The following is a 19,537-nucleotide window of genomic DNA, read 5'->3' as shown; positions in this document are numbered from 1 at the left end:
CCCCAGGGAGCCAGAAACCGGCCGGGCTCACTCCGCCGAAAGTCGGAGCACGCGCCCGCCCGTACCGTCGGAGCGGTCCTCTGCGGGTTCCGGCCCGCTTCTGCCGGGATGCCGTCATACCCCGGTATGACTACCGGAGTGCCACGACGCCCGCCGACCCGGCGGATACTCTGCGCGAATGCCCGCAACGCCCGCATCCCGGCGCTCGTTCACGCCGCTGCGCGACCTCGCGCGGTTGCTGGCCGGCGCGGACTTCCCCACCGCGCCGCCCGCGCCGGGCACGCGCCTCGCGCGCCTGCGCCCGTGGCTCACCCCGCTCGGCGTGCTCGCGGTCGCCGTACTGACCGCCGTGAACGTGGCCGACCTGCAGACGAGCCGCGACACGTCCGGCGCGGCCGAGGCGACGCTGCTGTCGACGGTGGCCACCGCGCCGCTGCTGTTCGTCCTCTGGCGTCCGCTGATCGCCGTCCGGATCGCCTACGCCGGCGCGTTCACCAGCACGCTGTGGCTCGACCACGCGACGGACCCGTGGCCGTGGACCGTGATCCAGGTGACCGTCGTGATGCTGGTTCTGGGCATCGCCGCGGCCCGCACCACGGCCGGCGTCACCGTCTGGATCGGGGTGCTGGTCGCGCTGCCCTGCCTGCTTCTCGCGCCAGCCGGCCAGGCCGTCCAGGCCTGGCTGCCGCTGGCCGGCGTGCTGATCCTCGGCGACCAGGTCCGCCGCCGCACCCACGCCGAGAAAATCCTGGAGGTGCAGGAGGAGATCACCGACCTGGCCCGCGCGCAGCGCGCGGTCCTCGAGGAACGCGCCCGCATAGCCCGCGAGATGCACGACGTGGTCGCGCACCACATGTCCATGATCGCGGTCCGCGCCGAGACCGCCCCGTACCGCGTCGCCGACGTCTCCGCCCCGTCGAAGGAAGAGTTCGCCGCGATCGCCGACGCCGCCCGCGACACGCTCACCGACCTGCGTCGCCTGCTCGGCGTCCTCCGCACGTCCCACGACGTGCCACGCGCGCCGCAGCCCACGCTGGCCGACCTGCCCGCCCTCGTCACCGCCGCCTCGGCCGCGGGCATGCCGATCACGCTGGCGATGGATCCCGTGCGGCCGGAACCGCCGGAGCCGGTCTCACTGGCCGCGTACCGCATCGTCCAGGAGGCCGTCACCAACGCCGGGCGGCACGCACCGGGGGCTCCGGTGCGGATCAGCGTGTCGTGCGCCGGCGAGCATCTGCGGGTCACGGTCACGAACGGGCCGGCGTCGAAGCCCGCGCCGGAGGGCGGCCCGGGTCACGGGTTGCTGGGCATGCGGGAGCGGGCCGAGGCGCTCGGCGGCACGTTCACCGCCACGGCCACCGCGGCCGGTTTCACGGTCTCGGCCCGGCTCCCGTATCGCTAGCCGCCCCCGTCAGGAGTGGTCGCCGGCCGTCTTCTCGCCGGGACCGTACGGCGACACCTGCCCCTCCGGCACCGGCCGCTTGTCCGACTTGTCATGGGCCCCACCCGGCGCCTCCACCGGATCCGCGTCCTCGATCCGCTGCTTCGTCGTCGCCGTCTCACCACTGCGCCGCAACTCCGGCTGCTGCACGTTCGTCATCACACACCCCTTCCGTCGTGGCACCCGCGTACCCCACCGCCCGCCACCCATGCGCCGGCTCGATCCACCACCTCACGCCGCACCCACTCGTGGCACGGACGCGGACGCGCGGAGCCGCAGCGGCAGCAGCGGGCATCGGCGGGACCTGATGCTTCACCGGCCGGGCAGGGTGCTTCGACGCGGCCGCGTGCCGTCCGGGGTTTCCGTCGGCCACCCACTCGACCGGCAGGGAGGAGCGCCAGCGACGACCGGTGCCCGCGGGAGCATGCGGGCCGCACCACGCCGGAAGCGGGAAGATCAAGTATTTGATCCGGGTCTTCAGCGGCCCGCGAGGGGGGCTGGAAAGAGCACACGCCCGGCTGCCCGCGGGGGGTGCGGTCGGAGCCGGGCGGTGCGGAATATGGGGGTGCCGAGGATATGGGGCCAGGTCCCCCTTGCGGGGTAATCCTCCCGGTCCGTACTCGGGGTGTTGGTCGGACACGCGGGCGGATCCGTCCGCTGGTCGGCGGGCGGTTCCGGGGACCGCGGGGCGGCACCTCGTGACTTGCTGAGGACCACGTTACGTAGTGGAAACCCGGCGGCGAAACCGAGGAAACCCTTGTCGGCCCTAACCCTCCGTCAGGCGGGAGGCGAGCTGGGTGCGGGAGCGGACGCCGACCTTGCGGTAGATACGGGTGAGCGTGGCCTCGACGGTCTTCACGCTCAGGTACAGCTGGGTGGCGATCTCGCGGTTGCTGGCGCCCTGCCGGACCAGGGTGGCAATGCGGGCCTCCGTCGAGGTCAGGACCTCGCCGCCGCCGGTGGATTCCTCCTCCGGGGCGCGGCGCTGGGCGCCGACGGTGAGGGTGGCGAGGGCGCGCTGGGCCCGCTGGGTCCATGGGGTCGCGTGGGCGCGGCTGAAGATGTCCCGGGCGGATTCGATCGCGGTGCGGGCGGCGGCGTAACGACGGCGGCGGCGTTCGGCGCGGCCGAGGGCCAGCAGTGCGTTGCCCTGGGCGATCGGCTGGCCGAGGTCGGCGAACGTCTTCGCGGCGCCGGCCGCGAGCGCGGCCCCGGCGGCGGCCTCACCCTGGTGGACCAGGATCAGGGCCTCGGCACGGTCCAGTTCGGCCAGGACGCCGCGGGAGCGTTTCAGGCGTTGCGCGGCCTCCCGGGCCTCGGTCACCACCGCGGCGGCGGCGGTGGCCTCGCCGGCGTTGACCAGCGCGGTGACCAGGTCGCCGTGCCAGCGCAGCGTGGACGGGTCGGTGTAGCCGCGGTCGGCCTCCAGGCGTTGCAGGCGGCGCAGGGTGGCGAGGGCGGCGTCGTTGTCGCCGGTGGCCAGCTGGGCCTGGCCGAGCACGTGCAGGTTGCGGGTCAGGTAGATCATGTCGGCGTCGGCCTCGGAGGAGCGGACGCCGCGTTCGGCGTAGTTGAGGCCGCGGGCGGGGCTGCCGCCGGCCAGTTCGGCGATGGCCATCGCGTACCAGCTGGGGCCGAGCGGCAGGTCGTTCTCCTGGAACAGGCGGGCGGCGCGGGCGGCGTAGTCGAGCGCGTCCCGGGTGTGCCCGTCACGGCTGGCGACCTCGGCCAGACTGCGCAGGATGTCGACCAGCTCCTCCAGGCCGCTGCGTTCCGCCTCGGGCAACATGCGGAGCAGTTCCGCGCGGGCCTCGGTGAGGCGGTCGTCGAACAGCGCGAACCGGGCGGCCAGGAAGCGCGGCGAGTGGTGCAGCCGGCCGCGGCCCGCCTCCTCCGGTACGGCCAGCGCCTCGGCCAGCACCTGGAGGTAGTCGGGCCGGCCGGACGCGCGGGTCACCTGGGCGAGCATCGCGCCGGCCATGCTCTCCACCGCGGTGTCGCCGACGATCCGGGCCAGCCGGACCGCGGCCTTCGCCTCGCGTTCGGTCAGCTCGGTCTTGCCCTGGTGGTGCCGTTGCCAGGCCAGCCGCAGCCGCAGCGGCGCGAGCAGTGCCGGGTCGTCGCCGGCGTCGACCAGCGCGGCGGCCAGCATCTCCTCCATGCCGCCGAGTGCCTGGCCGGAGCCGTCCAGCACGGCGATCCGGGCGCGGACCCGCTGGGCCGGTGTCGCGTCCGCCGCGAAGACCGACTCGGCGGCCTGCACGCACAGTTCGCGGCGGCCCGCGGCGGCGGCGGCCTCGGCGGCGGCGACCAGCCACTCGGTCCGTTCCGGGTGCAGGTCGCCGCCGGTCCGGTCGGCGGCCAGCAGGTAGAGGTCGGCGACCAGGCCGGGTGCGCCGCGCTGGAGCGCGGTCTCGGCCGCGGACACCAGCGAGCGGGCGATCTCCGCGTTCGGGTGTTCGTTGGCCAGTGCGCGGTGCCGGATGCGCTCGACCGGGTCGGACGCGGTCGCGGCCAGCTGCCGGTGCGTGGCGGACCGGCGGTCGGCCGGCGCCTCCTCGGCCAGCACGGTCGCGACCGCGGGCGGCGTGAAGTGAACGACGCCGTGCTCGACCGCGATCAGCCCGGCAGCCTCGGCGGCGCGCAGCTCGCGGTCCGCGTCCGGCCGGCCGGCCATCCGCAGCTGGGCCGCGGTGGGCCGGGTGGCGAGCGCGGCCGCGAACAGCGTCTCGCGGACCGCGGCGGGCAGCGCGTCGAGCCGGTCGACGAGCGCGTCACGCACCTGTTCCGGCAGCCGCCAGGGGCGCCACGGCCGGGCGTCGCCGGTCGGCGGGTCGTCGAACGCGAACGCGCCGGCCAGCGCCAGCGCCAGGTACGGATTGCCGCCGCTGTCCGCGTGCAGCCGGGCCGCGGCCCAGTAGTTCAGGCCGTGCGCGTCGAGCAGCGCGGTCACGTCCTCCTCGGCCAGCGGCGGCACGGTCAGCTCCTGCACCGGCGGCGGGCTCAGGTGCGCCACCCGGGCGCGGATCGCCGGGCTCTCCGGCGAGCGCTGCGCGATCACGGCGCGGATCGGCCGGTCCGCGAGCCGGCGGCTGGCGTAGCCGATCACGTCCGCGGACGCGCCGTCGAGCCACTGCGCGTCGTCGATGATCAGCAGGACCGGTTGCTCGCTGAGCGCCTCGAGGCAGCTCTGCCAGGCCAGCCGGCGGGCCAGCTCGGCACGCCCGCCCCGGCCGCGGGAGTCGCCGCGGCGCACCAGCATGGTGTCGAACGCGGCGCGCTGCGGCCCGGGGAGCCGCTCGACCACGTCGTCCGGCACCTGGGCGAGCAGCTCGGCCATTCCCGCGTACGGCAGGAAGCGCTCGGCCGCGGTGGCGGCCAGCCGCAGCACGCGGTCGCCGCGCTGGGCCACCGCGTCGAGGATCGCGGTCTTGCCGATGCCGCTCGGGCCGGTGAGCACCACGCCGCCGCCGGCGCGCAGCCGGCTTTCGATCGCACCGAGCAGCGCCGCGCGCCCCACCAGGGGGACACCGTGGGCCGAGACGTCGGTAGTCAGCGTGATCTCCGAACTGTCGGCGCCCGTCCCCACCAGGCGGGCGCCCTCAACCGTTATCAGCGGCCGACCGCCGGTAACGCTTCAGCTCACACGCAGCGGGAGCCGATGTCACGGCGGTGCCGGCCGACCGGGGCCTTATGGGCGTTCCGGCGGGTCTGCGGGCTGAGAACAGCTTACTCGTTGATCGTTAAATTACGTCGTCCCGGCGCCGCGGGTGAACTGGCTCGACTCGCGCACGACCAGCTCCGGCTCGAAGACGACCTGCCGGTGTACGTGCGACCCCGGGTCGGTGGCCTCGTCGAGCAGCAGCTCGGCGGCGGTCCGGCCGAGACGCTGACGGGGCTGCCGAACCGACGAGATCGGCACGGCCGCCGCGGCCGCGAAGTCAATATCGTCATATCCGACAAGCGCGATTTCTTCCGGTACGCGAATGCGCTGCCGCGTCATGCCCTGCAGCACGCCCAGCGCCAGCAGATCGTTCGCACAGAACACCGCGGTCGCCCGGGCCCCCTTCGGCACGCCGAGGATGCGCGCCGCCGCGTCCCGGCCCGCGGCCACGGTCGGGCTCGGCGTCTCGCACCGGCGCAGCGCGTCCGCCGGCAGCCCGGCCTCGGCCAGCGCCCGCACGCCGCCCCGGAACCGGTCCCGCATCTGTGGCAGCGCCCACGGCCCGCCGACGAAAGCCACCCGTTCGTGGCCCATCTCGACCAGGTGGCGCAGCGCCTGCTCGCCGCCGTGCACGTCGTTGACCGAGACCGAGCAGAGCTCCGCGCGCGGCGACACCCGGTCCAGCAGCACCACCAGCACGCCGCGCTCGCGCAGCCGGAGCAGCCGCGCGTTCGCGTCGTCGACCGGGGTGATCAGCACGCCCTGCACCCGCTGCTCCTCCAGGAGGTCCAGGTAGGCCGATTCCTTGGCCGCGTCGCCGTCCGAATTGCAGAAGATCACCGGGAGCCCGGCCGGGCCGGTCGCCTCCTCCACGCCCTTGGCCACGTCGGTGAAGAACGGGTTCGCCACGTCCAGCACCACCAGGCCCAGCGAACGGCCACGGCCACGGCGCAGCTGCCTGGCCGACTCGTTCGGTACGAAGCCGAGCACGGTGATCGCGTCCAGCACACGGGTGCGGGTGCTCGGTGCGACGATGTCCGGGCGGTTGAGCACATTGGAGACCGTGCCCACGGACACACCCGCGTGCAGTGCCACGTCCCGGATGCTGATCGTCGGACCCGCCACCCGCATTCCACCACCTTGCTCCGGGGCAACCTGGCTGGGGAAAGCGTCAGGATACTCTGAGAGCTGCCTCGGTGACCTCCCGTGCACATCCCCAGGACATCGTCATCCCGGCGCCGCCGTGGCCGTAGCAGTGGATCACGTCGCCGACCCGTTCCAGGCGAGGGCCGCCGCGCCGGGTGGGGCGCAGTCCGATCCTCGTGCCGAGCACCTCGGCCCCGGCCAGTGCGGGCTCCACCGACACGCAGCGGGCCCTGATCGCGGCGGCCTCGGCCGGGTCCGGCGTCAGGTCGCCGCGGCCCTGCTCGAACGTGCCGCCGAGCACCACGTCCCGGCTGCGCGGGTGGATGTAGAGCGAGCGGGACTCGTCGCGGATCGAGACGTCCAGGCCCGGGTTCTTCACCAGCACGACCTGGCCGCGGGCCGGCTCCACCGCGTCGTCAGCGGCCAGCTCGCGGGCGGCCAGGCCGGTCGCGTTGACCACCGGGCCGTCCAGCTCGCTCAGGTGTGTCACGCGGCGGCGGACGATCCGCAGGTCCCGGGCCAGCCAGGCGAGATAGGGCGACATCTCCACCAGGGGCGCGGTGAAGTGCAGCTCGCCGTCGCGGTACGCCACGTCACCGGCCGCGGGCGCCCACCACGGCAGCGTCTCCGCCGCGGCCCGCATCCGGGTGCGGCGCAGCAGCACGCCCGGCACGCCGTCGTGCGCCTGGCGGGTGAACTCCGCATAGGCCTCCGCGGACCAGCGCAGCACGCGCGGGTCCGGGTCCTGATGCGTCGGGTACCAGACCGCGGCCGCCACCGTGGACACCGTCTCCTCCGGCGGATCCGCCGCGATCACGGTCACCCGCGCACCGGCCTCGTGCAGCCGCCGCGCCGCGGTCAGCCCGATGATCCCGCCACCCACCACCGTCACGTCCGTCATACCGCCATCGTCCAGGGGACGCCGCCCCGGCGGATCCGCCGCACGTGCCGGCTGCTGGAGAAGTGCCTCACCGGCCTGGACGCGGACCGTCTGCTCGGTCAGCTCGCCGCCGTCCTCACCTCCTACGACCGCGAGGATCCGGCCCGGGCCCGGCCGAGGTGACCGAGCCGTGAGTCAGCCGCCGTGGGTGACGGTCTCCCACGCGAAGAAGTAGGCCGCCTCCGCGGGGCGATATCGCCGGACGTACGCGGTGGTGGCCGGCAGCTCGAGCCCGAGGCGGTCCACCAGGTGGTGGCGGGCCGCCTCGGGCAGCGGTGCGTAGGACTCGGTGTCCGGCTCGCCGTCGCACAGCCAGGACGGTGCCGGTTCGCCCAGCGCGTACGGCATGTGCAGCTCCAGCGCGGCCGTCATCCGCGGCGCGATCTCCGACCACAGGTCCACACCCTGCAGCCGCGCGGTCTCCGCCACGTGCGACGCCGCGGACAGGCCCCAGCCGGCGTGCCCGAAGTCCCGGCAGGTCTCCTGCGTGACGCCGTCCCGGAGGTCGCGCTGCCCGTGCCAGTACGAGATCAGCCGCTCCTCCGGCACGTTCGTCTCCCCGGGCGGCGCAACCGGCAGCGGACCGTCGGATTCAAGGTATACATAGGCTTTGATCCGGCTGCGGAGGCGGTCCACCGCGCGGTCGAACGACGCCCGGTCGTCCAGGAAGACCGCGATCCCGGTCGCCGCCTCCATCATGATCAGTTCCCAGTTGCCGTTCGTCCAGGTCGCGCCGCCGATCACCTCGGGCAGGTAGACCTCCCGGAACATCGCCGCGGCCGGCGCCGGGTCCCAGCCGTCGTAGCCGTACCGGATCAGTTCGGCCGCGCGCACCATCGGCACCGCCGACCACGCCGACTGCAGCGGGCCGTTCACGTTCGTGTGCCGCTCCAGCACGGCCGCCCACGCGTCGATGATCCGGATCGCGGCCCGCGCGTGCCTCTCGTCGCCGGTCACCTGCCAGAGCAGGGCCTGGGTGTACGCCGCGACGCCGTCCTCCGCCTCGTCCACGCAGCCTAGATCCGGGTTCGAGTACGGCCCGCACTCCACCACCGCGCGCGGCCTCGGTCGCCAGTCCGCGTTCCCGTAGCGCGTGCCCGCCATCTGCGCGAACGCGGACGCCCATGGCTCCGCCCCGCCGTCGATCTCTCCCTTGACCCGCGCCAGGTCGTCCGCCCCCACCAGCACCCCCGGATGCCGGAACGCCCCGCCCGGCATCGGGTCCAGCACCGTCGGCGCCGCCGCCTCCCACGGTTCCGCGGCGATCACCGGCCGACTCTCCTGCCGCGCGACCACTACCCCGCCCACGATCGCGGCCAGCAACACCACTAGACCGACAGCCACGGCACGGGTACGGGTGATCCTCACCGGTAAATCGTTATCCCACTCCGGCGCCCGACCGCTAATCTGGCCGCCGCATATCCGCCGGTCCCAGCCCTGGAGCGCGCGAATGTCCGATCTCCTCGGCCACGCGGATCTCGGCGGACTCGGTCTCACCGGCATTCGCGAGGCGGTCACGGCCGGTGGGGTCCCGGTGCTCAGCGCCGATCTGCCCCGCGGCACACATGACACGGTCTGGTGCACGCTGCGCGCCCGGCACGCCCGTACCGGCATGTGGCCGGTCCGGTGGAACCGGTGCGCACAGCCTTTGATGGGACTGACCGTCAGGCCAGCTGTTCCGGAGTGAGGGTGAGCTCGCGGGCGACGGCCTCATTGACCCAGCCGCCGATCGCGGCCTTCGGCACTATTCGCGGGTGCGCGGAGGCCTGGACCGCGAGACCGTCGATCAGGGACGTGATGCGCCAGGCGGCGCCCTGCGCGTCCTCGCACGTGAACGAGCCGTCCCGGACGCCGTCGGAGATGACCTCGCGGACCGCCTCCCGCCAGCGCAGCACGCGACGGCGGGAGATCTTCTCCAGCTCGGGCGTGCGCGGGGACTCGGACCAGCCGTCGATCCACATGGTCCACGCCTTGGCGCGCGTGCCGGGCGTGTAAAGGCGCACCAGCTTGCGCAGCCGGTCCAGCGGCGGCGCGGCGGACTTCAGGATGGCATCGAGCTTCTGCAGGTCCTGCTCGGTCGCATAGGCGAATGCCTGAGCGAGCAGTCGTTCCTTGGTGGCGAAATGGTAGAAGACGAGTGCCTGACTGACACCGGCCGCACGTGCGACATCGGCGGTCCGCGTGTTCGCGAGGCCGCGTTCGGCGATGACGTCGCAGGCTGTGCGCAGTAATGCGTCGAGGCGCACCTCGGCTAGGCGTCTGGTCACGAAACACACCGTAGCCGATGAATACCAGTTCACGGATGCCCCCTTTACGTCACTCATACCGGCGCCGTGTCGCTTTCGGGCTACCGTTGGCCCGCAAATTCCCACCATGGGATTACCACGGTCGAGAAATGTGTTCTCGGGATCGACCGTTACAAACGGGAAATGGCGCGGTAAAGTCCGATCATGTTGGACGGTGGAGGCCCGGCCACGCGTCCCGCCGTCGCGCGCGACCCCGTTCCGGAACCCGCGTTCGACGACGAGGAACGCCCCTCCCGGGAGCTGCGCGGCGGTCCCGCGCGGGCGGTCGGCGGCGTCGCGCTCGCGATCTCGCTGCTCGCGCTGTGGCAGGTGTTCCGGCCGATGCCCCAGGGCAGTCAGTTCTACCTCATCGTCTTCCTGGCCGGTGTGCTGCCGCTGGTCTTCGTCGCCTACCGGTCCGGCGCGCGCCTCGCCCTGCTCGGCGGCGGCGACCGGCCCGCGATCGCGGACTGGGTCCTCGCCGTACTCGCGGCCGCGGTCTGCCTCTACCCGGTGCTGCCGTTCCGCGGCGGGTACGACGGCTTCCTCGACCGGCAGGGCCTGCTCGACCCGGTCGACGTGCTGCTCGGCGCCGCGCTGCTGCTGCTCGTGCTGGAGGCCGCCCGGCGTACCACCGGCTGGGCCCTGCCCGTGGTCTGCCTTGTCTTCCTGGCGTACGGCTACTACGGCGGGCTGCTGCCGCAGGACTACGCGATCGCGCACCTCGGGCTGGACTTCGCGCAGATCGTGGACGCGCTCTACAACTCCGGCAGCGGGTTCTACGGCACGCCGCTGGACGTCGCCGCCACGTACATCGTGCTGTTCACGCTCTACGGCGCGGTTCTCGACCTGTCCGGCGCCGGCCGGTTCTTCGTCGACCTGTCCGTGGCCGCGTTCCGCCGCTCGCGCAGCGCCGCCGGCCGCACCGCGGTCACCGCCGGTTTCCTGCTCGGCACGGTCTCCGGCTCCGGCACCGCCACCGCGGTCAGCGTCGGCGCGGTCACCTGGCCGATCCTGCGCCGCGCCGGCTACCCCGCGGAACGCGCCGGCGGCATGCTCGCCGCGGCCGGCGTCGGTGCGATCCTGTCCCCGCCCACGCTCGGCGCGGCCGCGTTCATCGTCGCGGAGTACACCCAGGTCTCCTACCTGACCGTGCTCGGCTGGGCGATGATCCCGACGATCCTGTACTACCTCGGCATCCTGCTGGCGGTCGAGATCGACGCCCGCAGGCTCGGCACCCGCCCGGTCGAGGTCGAGGCCGGGTCGCCGTGGCGGCTGCTGGCCCGGTTCGGCTACCACTTCTCGTCCCTGATCCTGATCGTGGTGCTGCTCGCCGCCGGCGTCACCGCCACCCGCGCGGTCGTGTTCGCCACGCTCGCCGCGTTCGCGCTGGCGTTCCTCGACCCGCGCACCCGGCCGACCGTGCGCTCGACCGCGACCGCGCTCGCCGCCGGGACCCGCGGGGTGCTGCCGGTCGCCGCGGTCTGCGCCGCCGCCGGCGTCATCACCGCCACCACCACCAAGACCGGCCTGGGTACGAAGCTGGCCGCCTGGCTGATCGGGGCCGCGCAGGCGATCGCGGACCACCCGGCCGTGGTGCTGGCACTGACCGTGCTCGCCGCGGCCGTGGCGCTCAGCCTGCTCGGCCTGGCCGTGCCGGTCACCGCGTCGTTCATCATCGGCTGGGTCATCGTCGGCCCCGCGCTGCTCCAGCTCGGCGTGCCCGCACCGGCCGTCGCCATGTTCGTCTTCTACTACTCGGTGCTCTCCGAGGTGACGCCACCGACCGCACTGGCCGCGGTCGGCGCCGCCTCGATCACCGGCGGGCGGATCGTGCCCACCATGTGGCAGGCGCTGCGGTACGCGCTGCCCGCGTTCCTGGTGCCGATCGCGTTCGTGCTGACGCCCGCCGGGTCGTACCTGCTCGGCCGCGGCCCACTGCTGAACGTGCTGTGGGCGACGGCCGCCGCGCTGGCCGGCGTGGCCGCGCTGGCCGTGGCGACCGGCGGGTGGGTGCTCGGCGCCGGCCCGGCCGGGGTGCCCGCGCGGGTGTGCGCCGCGCTGGGCGGGCTGCTGCTGCTCTACCTCGACCCGGCCGGCATCGCGGCCGGGGCGGTGCTCGTCGTGGCCGCCGTGGTGCTCACCGCCGTGCCGGCTCGTTCTTCTGCTGAAACGTCCGCCGGGTCGTCCGAACGGGGAGGAGAGGCTTGATGCGTACCGTCGAAGCGGTTGTGGGGTCTGCTCTGGCATTGTTGCTGGTGACCAGCGGGTGCGGAGGGCGGCAGGACCGGGCCGCCACGGACACCGGCGGCGAGGTGACGTGCCAGGTCGCGGCCGAGACCCGAATCGGCATCGCCACCGGCAACGTCGGCGGCGTCTACTACACGATGGGCAACGCGTTCGCCGAACAGATCTCGACCGCCACCGGCGGCACCGTCAAGGCGACCGCCGCCGAGACCGGCGCGTCCGTGCAGAACATCCAACAGCTCGTCGCCGGTACGTACGGCGTGGCGTTCTCGCTGGCCGACACGGCCGCCGACGCGGTCAACGGCGCCGGCGCCTTCTCCTCGCCCCAGCCGGTCGCCGCGCTCTCCCGCATCCACACCAACTACACCCAGGTGATCGCGCGTACGTCCGCCGGCATCACGGACGTGGCCTCCATGCGCGGCAAGCGCGTCTCCACCGGCTCCCCGCGCTCCGGCACCGAGGTCATCGCCAACCGCCTGCTCACCGCGGCCGGCCTCGACCCCGCCACGGACATCGCTGCCCAGCGCCTCGACCTCACCAAGACCGTCGACGGCATCAAGGACGGCAGCATCGACGCGTTCTTCTGGTCCGGCGGCCTGCCCACCCCCAACCTGACCGACCTGTTCACCACGTCCGCCTCGTCCGTGCGATTCGTCGACATCACGCCGCTGCTCCCCGCGATGAAGCAGGTCAACCCGGTGTACGAGCAGGGCGTCATCCCGGCCGCGACGTACAAGCTGCCCGCCGACACCCCGACCGTCGTCGTCCCGAACGTCCTGCTGGTGAAGAACGACCTCGACGCGAACGTCGCCTGCGCGCTCACCAGGGCCCTCTTCGACCGCAAGGACCAGATCACCCAGGCCTCCCCCGCCGCCGCCGAACTGAACGTCGCCAACGCCCGCAAGACCGACCCGGTCCCCCTCCACCGCGGCGCCGCCGAGGCGTTGACGCTGCTCGGGGGATAGTTCCCCGCGGTCCACGTCCCCCCGCGCGACGCGCGGGGGGACCCTGATTTGGAGGTGGGCGCCGGGGTCCGCTAAAGTTCTCTTCGTCAGCGGGGAACGGAAACGGGACCTGAGCGACACGAAAGACAAGCAGTACGAACCAACTGAATAGCACGCGGACGTAGCGCAGCTGGTAGCGCATCACCTTGCCAAGGTGAGGGTCGCGGGTTCGAATCCCGTCGTCCGCTCGGAGACGGCCACCACAACACGCGGGGGTCACCTCGGTGGAGTGGCCGAGAGGCGAGGCAACGGCCTGCAAAGCCGTGTACACGGGTTCAAATCCCGTCTCCACCTCGGCAGTAGTTTTGCCCAGGGCGATTGGCGCAGTGGGAGCGCGCTTCCTTGACACGGAAGAGGTCACTGGTTCAAACCCAGTATCGCCCACCAGCTCAGGCCCCATCTTCGGCAACGAAGATGGGGCCTTTTGCGTTTACTGGTGCGCGAGGAGTTCACCGGCTGCCGTTGACGAGCGGCCGCTGGTCACAGGGCGCGGTCGAGCAGGCCGGCCGCCTCCGGGGTGAGGACGATTCCGGCCGGGACCGACGTCGTAGCGACGGAGGTACACGAGCGGCAGCTGCTCCACGCCCAGGGCCATGCGGTTCGACTCCACCTGGGCACGCAGCTCGTCCGGTCGCTGGGCCGGCATCGGGAAGGGCGCGGCCACGGTCGTCGAGCGGCCACTGCAGCCGCATCGCGCCGTAGCCGGCCCGCCCGACCTCCCGGTCCCCCAACGAGGTCATGCGGCGGCCCCGGGGCGGAAGGAGAAGGACTCGCCGAGCTTGCGTGCCTGCTCGTGGGACTCGGCCAGGGAGGCTTCGTGCATGGGGATCAGGTCGGCCATCGGCGGGACGACCGGGGCGAGGCCGAAGGACGGGGTGATGAAGGTGAGGTCCAGGCCCATCTCCAGGCCGAGGATCGTCTCCAGGTGCGGGACCAGGTGGTCGCGGCCGTAGTGGGACGCTCCCTCCATGTAGGCGCCGCCGCGGGAGGAGACCACGAGCGCCGGACGTCCCCGCGCCGGAACGCCATCCGGAATGGCGATGGTGCGACCGACGACGGCAACCTGGTCGATCCAGGCCTTGAAGGCCGACGGTACGCCGTAGTTGTACAGCGGCACCGTGAACAGGTAGCCGCCGGCGCCCAGGAACTCGTCGATGAGTTCGTCCTGGATGCCTCGCGCCGCGGCGATCTCCGACGTGTGCGTGGCCGGATCGGTGAGGCGGGCAGTGAGGCCGGGAGCAGTAAGGTGTGGCACCGGAGAAGCGGCAAGATCGCGGTGCACGACCCGCCCGTTCCAGTTCTCGCGGAAGGTACGGGCGACCTGGCGGGAGATCGACTCGGAGTCGAACAGGGTACCGTCGATGTGGAGCAAATAGGACATGGTTTCCTTCTCGTGGGAGTGCGCGGGAGTGGCGCGTGGTGAGATCATGCGCCGCAATTTCGGCTCTTACAAAAGGCACTTTCGTGTGCGTATCAGCGCGCACATCCATGTGCGTAGCGAAGGAGAATGTGCGTCATGAGCGGTACCGGGGCGGCGCGTGCGCAGGATTGCGGTGACCTGCTGGCCGACAACGGTGAATTCGTCCGTGAAATACTCGACCGGGTCGGCGACAAATGGAGTCTGCTGGTGATCGGCAACCTGCGCGACGGCCCTCGCCGTTACTCCGAACTGATGCAGATCGTGCCGGGGATCTCACAGCGCATGCTGACCGTCACGTTGCGGCTGCTCGGTGAGGACGGACTACTGCGGCGCGAGGCCTACGCCGAGGTGCCACCGCGGGTGGAGTATTCGCTGACACCCCTGGGAGAAAGCCTGTTGGAGACGGCTTCCGCGCTCGTACGGTGGGCGGGCGACCACCAGGTTGAGATCCGCGCGCACCGGGAGAACACCGGCGGCTGATCCGGGCCCGCGGCCAATCACGAGTACGGCGTGGCGATGTCGCCGGGAGCCGGCGACGCGGGCCCGCATCCGGTGCGGAAAACCTCTAGAAAGTGAGGACGAGGCGGCCCCTCAGCCCGCCCGCTTCCATTCGCTCGTACGCCGCTCGTGCGTTCTCCGGGGCGTACGTCTCAGCGACGCGCAGACGAATGCGGCCGGCGGCCGCCTCCGCGGCGAGGAGTTCGAGTCCCGCCGTGTCGGAGAACGCCTTGCCGACGCTGACCGGGTGGACGGTGATGCCACGCTCCGGATCCCCGCTGTCGTCCCAGCCGCGGATCACTGCGATGGCGCCCCCTGGGCGGATGGCGGGAAGAACGGCGCGCGTCAGGTTCGCGGTGTCGTACACGGCGTCGACGCCGCCGGGCGCGAGCTGGAGAACCGCTCCGTTGAATGCTTCGCCACGGGGAACGACCTCGTCAGCGCCGAAACTCCGCACCAGTTCCTCGTCCGCGGGCTTCGCGTCCGCGATCACCCGGAGGCCTTGCCGCTTCGCGAGCGGGATGAGCAACGATGACAGCAGTCCCGCTCCGCCCGTGACGGCGAGGACGGCGCCGACGGGCAGGGAGAGCAGCCGGAGGCCCTCCAGCGCGGTCAGGCCGGTCATGGGCAGCGTCGCCGCTTCGGTGATGCCGATGCCGCCGGGAACCGGGACGACCGATGCCGCCGGGACGACGATCTCTTCCGCCTGCGCGCCGCCCTCGGGCCGACGCGGGTTCACGATCGCCATGACGTGCTGGCCTACGCTCAGCCGGCGCTCGCCCGGCCCTACCGCGGTGATCGTGCCGGCCGCGTCGAGGCCCGGGACGACCGAAACGCCATCCGGGCCGTTCTCGACGGCGTGCCACAGGAACGGATCCGACGGGTTCACGCTCGCCGCCGCCACGTGGATCCGCACCGACCCGGATTCCGGCTCGACGGCAGGGCGGTCCCCGATCGAGATCGAGGTGGAACCGTTGTTCTTGCTGATCGTGACTGCTCGCATGATGCGCTCCTGAGGAACCAGTAGCATTACCGGAGTCGGCTCCGCCTGAGCCGACGGTAGCACAAAACGGAGCCGACTCCACATGACGCAGACGGGCAGTTCCCCGACGCAGCGGGCCGACGCGCGGCGCAGCCGGGCGCGGATCCTCGCCGCGGCGGCGACGGCGTTCGCGCGAGACGCCGCGCCGACCTTCAAAGACATCGCTCGCGACGCCGGCGTGGGCATCGGCACGATGTTCCGGCACTTCCCGACCCGGGAAGCGCTGGTGGAGGAGGTGTTCCGCACCGAGTTGCAGACGCTCTGCGCAGACGCCGCGACTCTGGTCGCGGCGCTGCCGGCGGACGAGGCGCTGCGGGAGTGGATGAGCCGATGGGCCGCCTTCGTCGCCACGAAGCAGGGCATGTCCGATGTCCTGAAGTCACTGACGTCGTCGGGTTCGGTGACGAAATCAGAGTCGGCAACGCTGTTGACGCATGCGGTTCAGGTGATCCTCGACGCCGGGGAAGCGTCGTCGATTCTCCGGAGCGACGTGCGCGCGGACGACATCGTCGCGGCTCTCAGCGGAATCCTCGTGGTTGCGGACCCGGTGGCCGACGACGGGCGCACGGCCCGCCTCCTCGCTCTGCTCATGGACGGACTCACGAACCGGGCACGCCCCTCCCGGTCGTGACCCGCCGTTCGGTTGTCGACGCGGCCGTCGAGGTGGCGCCCGCCGATCCGGACGTCGTCGTCGCACCGCGCGCCGGGCCGGCCGCACCCGCCGGCGGTTCAGGCAGGCCGGCGGGGAGAATCACGCCGGTGCGGGTTTGGCGGCCTTGCTGCGGGACGCGAGCCAGCCGTAGATGTCGGCCGCGTTGACCGGCCTGGAGAAAAGGTAACCCTGACCGTAGGGACAGCCCATGCTGGCCAGCATCTCGCGGTGTACCGGTTCCTCGATGCCCTCGGCGATCACCCGCAGGTCGAGCGTGTCCGCGAGCTGGACGATCGCGGAGACCAGAGCGCGTTGTTTGCGGCTGTGGACCATGTCGTCGATGAAGGATTTGTCGATTTTCAGGACGTCGATCGGCATGTGCCGCAGGTAGCTCAATGACGAATAGCCGGTGCCGAAATCGTCGATGGCGATGCGGACGCCGGTTTGGCGCAGTGCGGCCAGGTCCGCCCATACCTGTTCGTCGTCGCGCAGCAGCAGGCTTTCGGTGATCTCCAGGAGCAGGGCGCGCGGGGGTACGCCGGAGTCGGCCAGGATCTGGCGCACCGAGTCCATGAAGCCGGGGTTGCGGAACTGGCGGGCGGAGACGTTCACGCTGACGTAGCGCGGGCGGTCCGACGGCACCAGCCGGTTCCAGCGTTCGGCGGAGCGCAGTGCCTCCTCCAGCACCCAGTGGCCGATCGGGACGATCAGGCCGGTCTCCTCGGCCAGGTTGATGAACTGGTCCGGTGGGATCACGCCGCGCGTCGGGTGTTTCCAGCGGACCAGGGCCTCGAACCCGGCGGCCTCGTCGGTGAGCAGGTCGACGATCGGCTGGTACTGCAGCACGAAGTGGCCGCCGCTGACCGCCTGCTCCAGTGCGGCCCGCAGTTCTAGGCGGGCGACCAGCGCGGAGTGCACCTCGGCCTGGTAGCGGCGCCACTGGCCGCGGCCGGCGGCCTTCGCGATGTTGAGAGCCAGGTCGGCCTGGCGGAGCAGTTCGTTCGCGTCGCGAGCCTCCGCGGTGGTGGAGACGCCGACGCTGGCGATGCCGCCGATCTGCTCGCCCTCGATGGTGAACGGCGTCGTCAGCGCGGTGGTCACCCGGCCGGCGATCTCCTCCAGTTCGGCGAGGTGGCTGACGTCCTCGATCAGCGCGGCGAACTCGTCGGCGCCGAGGCGGGCCACGGTGTCGCCGGGCCGCAGGACCTCGGTCAGGCGTTCCGCGACCCCGACCAGCAGGCGGTCGCCGACGGTGTGGCCGAGCGCCTCGTTGATCAGGCGGAATCCATTCAGGTCGATGAGCAGGACGCCCACCAGAGTGCCGTCCCGGCCGGCTCGTGCGGCCGCGTGCTGGGCCCGGTCGGTGAACAGGACCCGATTGGCCAGTCCGGTCAGCGAGTCGTGCAGCGCCTGGTGGGTGAGCTCGCGTTCCAGCGTGCGCCGTTCGGTGACGTCCCGCAGCGTCAGCACCAGGCCGGCGACCGTCGGCTCGTCGCGCATGTCCCGGCAGTTGACCTCGATCTGCAGTCGGACGCCGTCCTTGCGTACCGCGGTGAAATCCATGCCGTCATGGCGGCCGACGCCGGCCCGGGCCTGCGCCAGCATGTGCCGGAACCGGGTGCGGTCGGCCAGGTCGATCACGGTCTCCAGGGCGGCGCCGACCAGGTCCGGCGCGGCCAGCACGGCGTGCGCGGACGGGCTGGCGTACCGGATCGTGTCGTCCGGGTCAACGATCATGATGACGTCGGAGGCGTGCAGGATCAGCGTCCGGAAGTACGCCTCGCTCTGCGCGCGGTGCACCTCCTCGGTCAGCGCGATCCGGGCCATCGCCAGCCCGGTCTGCGACGCCAGCACCTCCATCGAGCCGGCCAGCAGGCGCAGCTGCTCCTCCGCCGCGCCGAGGTAGAGCGTGTGCACCGGCTCGGCACCGAGCGGGCAGCACAGCATCCGTTCGAAGCCGGTCTGCTCGCGTCCGTCGGCCAGCCACGGGCGCCGGCCCGGCGGGGACGGCTCCCGGTCCAGGTCGCCGATCTCGCCGTCCTCATCGTGGTCGGCGGCCGAACCGTCGGCGAACACCACCGCATGCGGCGCGTCCGGCGGCAGCAGCCGGGTGACGGTCGAGCGGACCACCTCGACGACCGCGTCGACCGTGGTCGCGGAGACCAGCCGGGCGCCGGCCTCGCGCAGCGCGGCCTCGCGGTCCAGCGTCGCCACGAACTGGGCGCGGGAGCCGGTCGACCAGAGCACGCCGAACATCGATATCAGCAACGTGACGCAGGCGATCAGCGGGACCTCGGTCACGTTGCCGCGCATCGCCTCGACCAGCAGCACCACCGGCCCGACCAGGCTCACGGCCAGCAGCATCGAGCCCTGGAAGGCGCTGGCGCGGGACGCGTACCCGGGAAGGCGCGGCATCGGCTCGGTCAGCCAGCGCATCGACGGCTGCAGCGCGGCCAGGCCCGACGCGCCGTAGAAGATCACCCAGCCGAGGTCGACCGGGCCACCGGCCCGCCAGTCACTCCAGAGCAGGCCGATCGAGTAGAGGCAGTCCGTGACCAGCAGCGACAGCACGCCCAGGACCAGCAGGTTCGCGGACGCGGGACGACGCCCGCCGGTCGCCAGCAGGCGGGTCAGCGCGGCCACGCAGACCAGATCACCGACCGGCCCGGTGATCGCGGCAACCCGCTCGGTGACCGATATGCCGGAGTCACGGATGAACGGCGCGACCAGGTAGATCCACGCCAGCAGTGCCAGCGCGGCCGTCACCATCAGCGCCTCGAGCAGCGCGTTCCGGTCCCGGCCGACGGTGCGGGCCGCCATGAAGCGGAGCAGCGCGGCGGCCAACAGCACCGGGACGACGACATAGACCGCATCGGCGTACGACGGGAACGGATCCGGGTCGTGGGCCACCTCGACGAGCCAGTTGTAGTACGCGTCACCTATGGTCAACGCCACCAGCGCGGCGGACAGCAGGTACCAGGGCAGCCGGCGGCGGGGGCGGTGCAGCCGGACGCCGGTCACCACCGCAGCCGCGCCGGACAGGCCGATCAGCACCCAGGTGAGGGCCTTCTGCTGCGGAAACGCGTAGAACAGCACGGTGAGCACGGCGAGCCAGACGGTGAAGCCGACGCTCACCCGTCGTGCCGACATCCGCGACCCCCCAGCACTGCCTCTCCCGCCTATCGGACAATCGGCGCG

At 72.4% G+C, this 19,537-nt stretch carries 14 protein-coding genes and 3 tRNA genes; 8 read left to right on the top strand and 9 right to left on the bottom strand.

Features of this window, described 5'->3' with window-relative positions; genetic code table 11:
* Positions 1 to 178 precede the first annotated feature (178 nt).
* Positions 179 to 1,402 carry a sensor histidine kinase gene (locus tag J2S42_RS30175; RefSeq protein WP_307244525.1) on the top strand — a complete coding sequence of 408 codons (1,224 nt, stop codon included), beginning with the start codon at positions 179 to 181 and terminating at the stop codon, positions 1,400 to 1,402.
* A gap of 9 nt (positions 1,403 to 1,411) precedes the next feature.
* Here J2S42_RS30175 and J2S42_RS30170 read toward each other — a convergent pair whose 3' ends face one another.
* The 6 genes from J2S42_RS30170 to J2S42_RS30145 form a co-directional block, all read right to left on the bottom strand.
* Entirely contained in the window at positions 1,412 to 1,600 is a 189-nt protein-coding gene (locus tag J2S42_RS30170; RefSeq protein WP_307244523.1) for a hypothetical protein, read from the bottom strand.
* Positions 1,601 to 2,207: 607 nt separating this feature from the next.
* A complete protein-coding gene (locus tag J2S42_RS30165) occupies positions 2,208 to 4,961 on the bottom strand; it encodes a helix-turn-helix transcriptional regulator (protein WP_307244521.1) in 2,754 nt (917 codons plus the stop codon).
* 228 nt (positions 4,962 to 5,189) lie between these two features.
* Positions 5,190 to 6,236 (bottom strand): LacI family DNA-binding transcriptional regulator, encoded by a 1,047-nt coding sequence (locus tag J2S42_RS30160; protein WP_307244519.1) that lies wholly within the window; start codon positions 6,234 to 6,236, stop codon positions 5,190 to 5,192.
* Positions 6,237 to 6,276: 40 nt separating this feature from the next.
* The gene (locus tag J2S42_RS30155) at positions 6,277 to 7,152 is read right to left on the bottom strand and encodes an FAD-dependent oxidoreductase (RefSeq protein ID WP_307244517.1); all 876 of its coding nucleotides are present in this window, start codon (positions 7,150 to 7,152) and stop codon (positions 6,277 to 6,279) included.
* Between the two features lie 174 nt (positions 7,153 to 7,326).
* On the bottom strand, positions 7,327 to 8,559 hold the full coding sequence (locus J2S42_RS30150) for an alginate lyase family protein (RefSeq protein WP_307244512.1): 1,233 nt from the start codon (positions 8,557 to 8,559) through the stop codon (positions 7,327 to 7,329).
* Positions 8,560 to 8,855: 296 nt separating this feature from the next.
* Entirely contained in the window at positions 8,856 to 9,458 is a 603-nt protein-coding gene (locus J2S42_RS30145) for a TetR/AcrR family transcriptional regulator (protein WP_307244510.1), read from the bottom strand.
* A 183-nt stretch (positions 9,459 to 9,641) separates the two neighbouring features.
* Between J2S42_RS30145 and J2S42_RS30140 the strand changes: the two genes are divergently transcribed.
* The 5 genes from J2S42_RS30140 to J2S42_RS30120 all read left to right on the top strand — a co-directional run bounded on the left by J2S42_RS30140 (position 9,642) and on the right by J2S42_RS30120 (position 13,114).
* Entirely contained in the window at positions 9,642 to 11,687 is a 2,046-nt protein-coding gene (locus tag J2S42_RS30140; RefSeq protein ID WP_307244507.1) for a TRAP transporter permease, read from the top strand.
* Positions 11,687 to 12,688, top strand: a complete 1,002-nt coding sequence (locus J2S42_RS30135) for a TAXI family TRAP transporter solute-binding subunit (RefSeq protein ID WP_307244505.1) — start codon at positions 11,687 to 11,689, stop codon at positions 12,686 to 12,688. The genes J2S42_RS30140 and J2S42_RS30135 overlap by 1 nt, the downstream gene beginning before the upstream one ends.
* A 154-nt stretch (positions 12,689 to 12,842) precedes the next feature.
* Positions 12,843 to 12,915 (top strand) — tRNA-Gly (locus tag J2S42_RS30130).
* 35 nt (positions 12,916 to 12,950) lie between these two features.
* A tRNA-Cys gene (locus tag J2S42_RS30125) sits at positions 12,951 to 13,021 on the top strand.
* 18 nt (positions 13,022 to 13,039) lie between these two features.
* Positions 13,040 to 13,114: transfer RNA gene (locus J2S42_RS30120), tRNA-Val, on the top strand.
* A gap of 349 nt (positions 13,115 to 13,463) precedes the next feature.
* On the opposite strand, the gene J2S42_RS30115 is transcribed toward J2S42_RS30120, so the two are convergent.
* Positions 13,464 to 14,108, bottom strand: a complete 645-nt coding sequence (locus J2S42_RS30115; RefSeq protein ID WP_307244503.1) for an FMN-dependent NADH-azoreductase — start codon at positions 14,106 to 14,108, stop codon at positions 13,464 to 13,466.
* Between the two features lie 135 nt (positions 14,109 to 14,243).
* Between J2S42_RS30115 and J2S42_RS30110 the strand changes: the two genes are divergently transcribed.
* A complete protein-coding gene (locus J2S42_RS30110) occupies positions 14,244 to 14,627 on the top strand; it encodes a winged helix-turn-helix transcriptional regulator (protein ID WP_307244501.1) in 384 nt (127 codons plus the stop codon).
* 85 nt (positions 14,628 to 14,712) lie between these two features.
* Here the strand turns inward: J2S42_RS30110 and J2S42_RS30105 are convergent, their stop codons facing one another.
* Complete coding sequence (locus J2S42_RS30105; RefSeq protein ID WP_307244499.1) at positions 14,713 to 15,648, bottom strand: alcohol dehydrogenase catalytic domain-containing protein; 936 nt, start codon at positions 15,646 to 15,648, stop codon at positions 14,713 to 14,715.
* Between the two features lie 82 nt (positions 15,649 to 15,730).
* Between J2S42_RS30105 and J2S42_RS30100 the strand changes: the two genes are divergently transcribed.
* Positions 15,731 to 16,318 carry a TetR/AcrR family transcriptional regulator gene (locus J2S42_RS30100; RefSeq protein ID WP_307244497.1) on the top strand — a complete coding sequence of 196 codons (588 nt, stop codon included), beginning with the start codon at positions 15,731 to 15,733 and terminating at the stop codon, positions 16,316 to 16,318.
* 120 nt (positions 16,319 to 16,438) lie between these two features.
* On the opposite strand, the gene J2S42_RS30095 is transcribed toward J2S42_RS30100, so the two are convergent.
* On the bottom strand, positions 16,439 to 19,489 hold the full coding sequence (locus J2S42_RS30095; protein ID WP_307244495.1) for an EAL domain-containing protein: 3,051 nt from the start codon (positions 19,487 to 19,489) through the stop codon (positions 16,439 to 16,441).
* Between the last annotated feature and the right edge of the window lie 48 nt (positions 19,490 to 19,537).

The organism is Catenuloplanes indicus (assembly GCF_030813715.1).
GTDB classification, from domain to species: domain Bacteria; phylum Actinomycetota; class Actinomycetes; order Mycobacteriales; family Micromonosporaceae; genus Catenuloplanes; species Catenuloplanes indicus.
The sequence above is the reverse complement of the archived record's forward strand: the minus strand, read 5'-3'. Positions and strand labels throughout refer to the sequence as shown.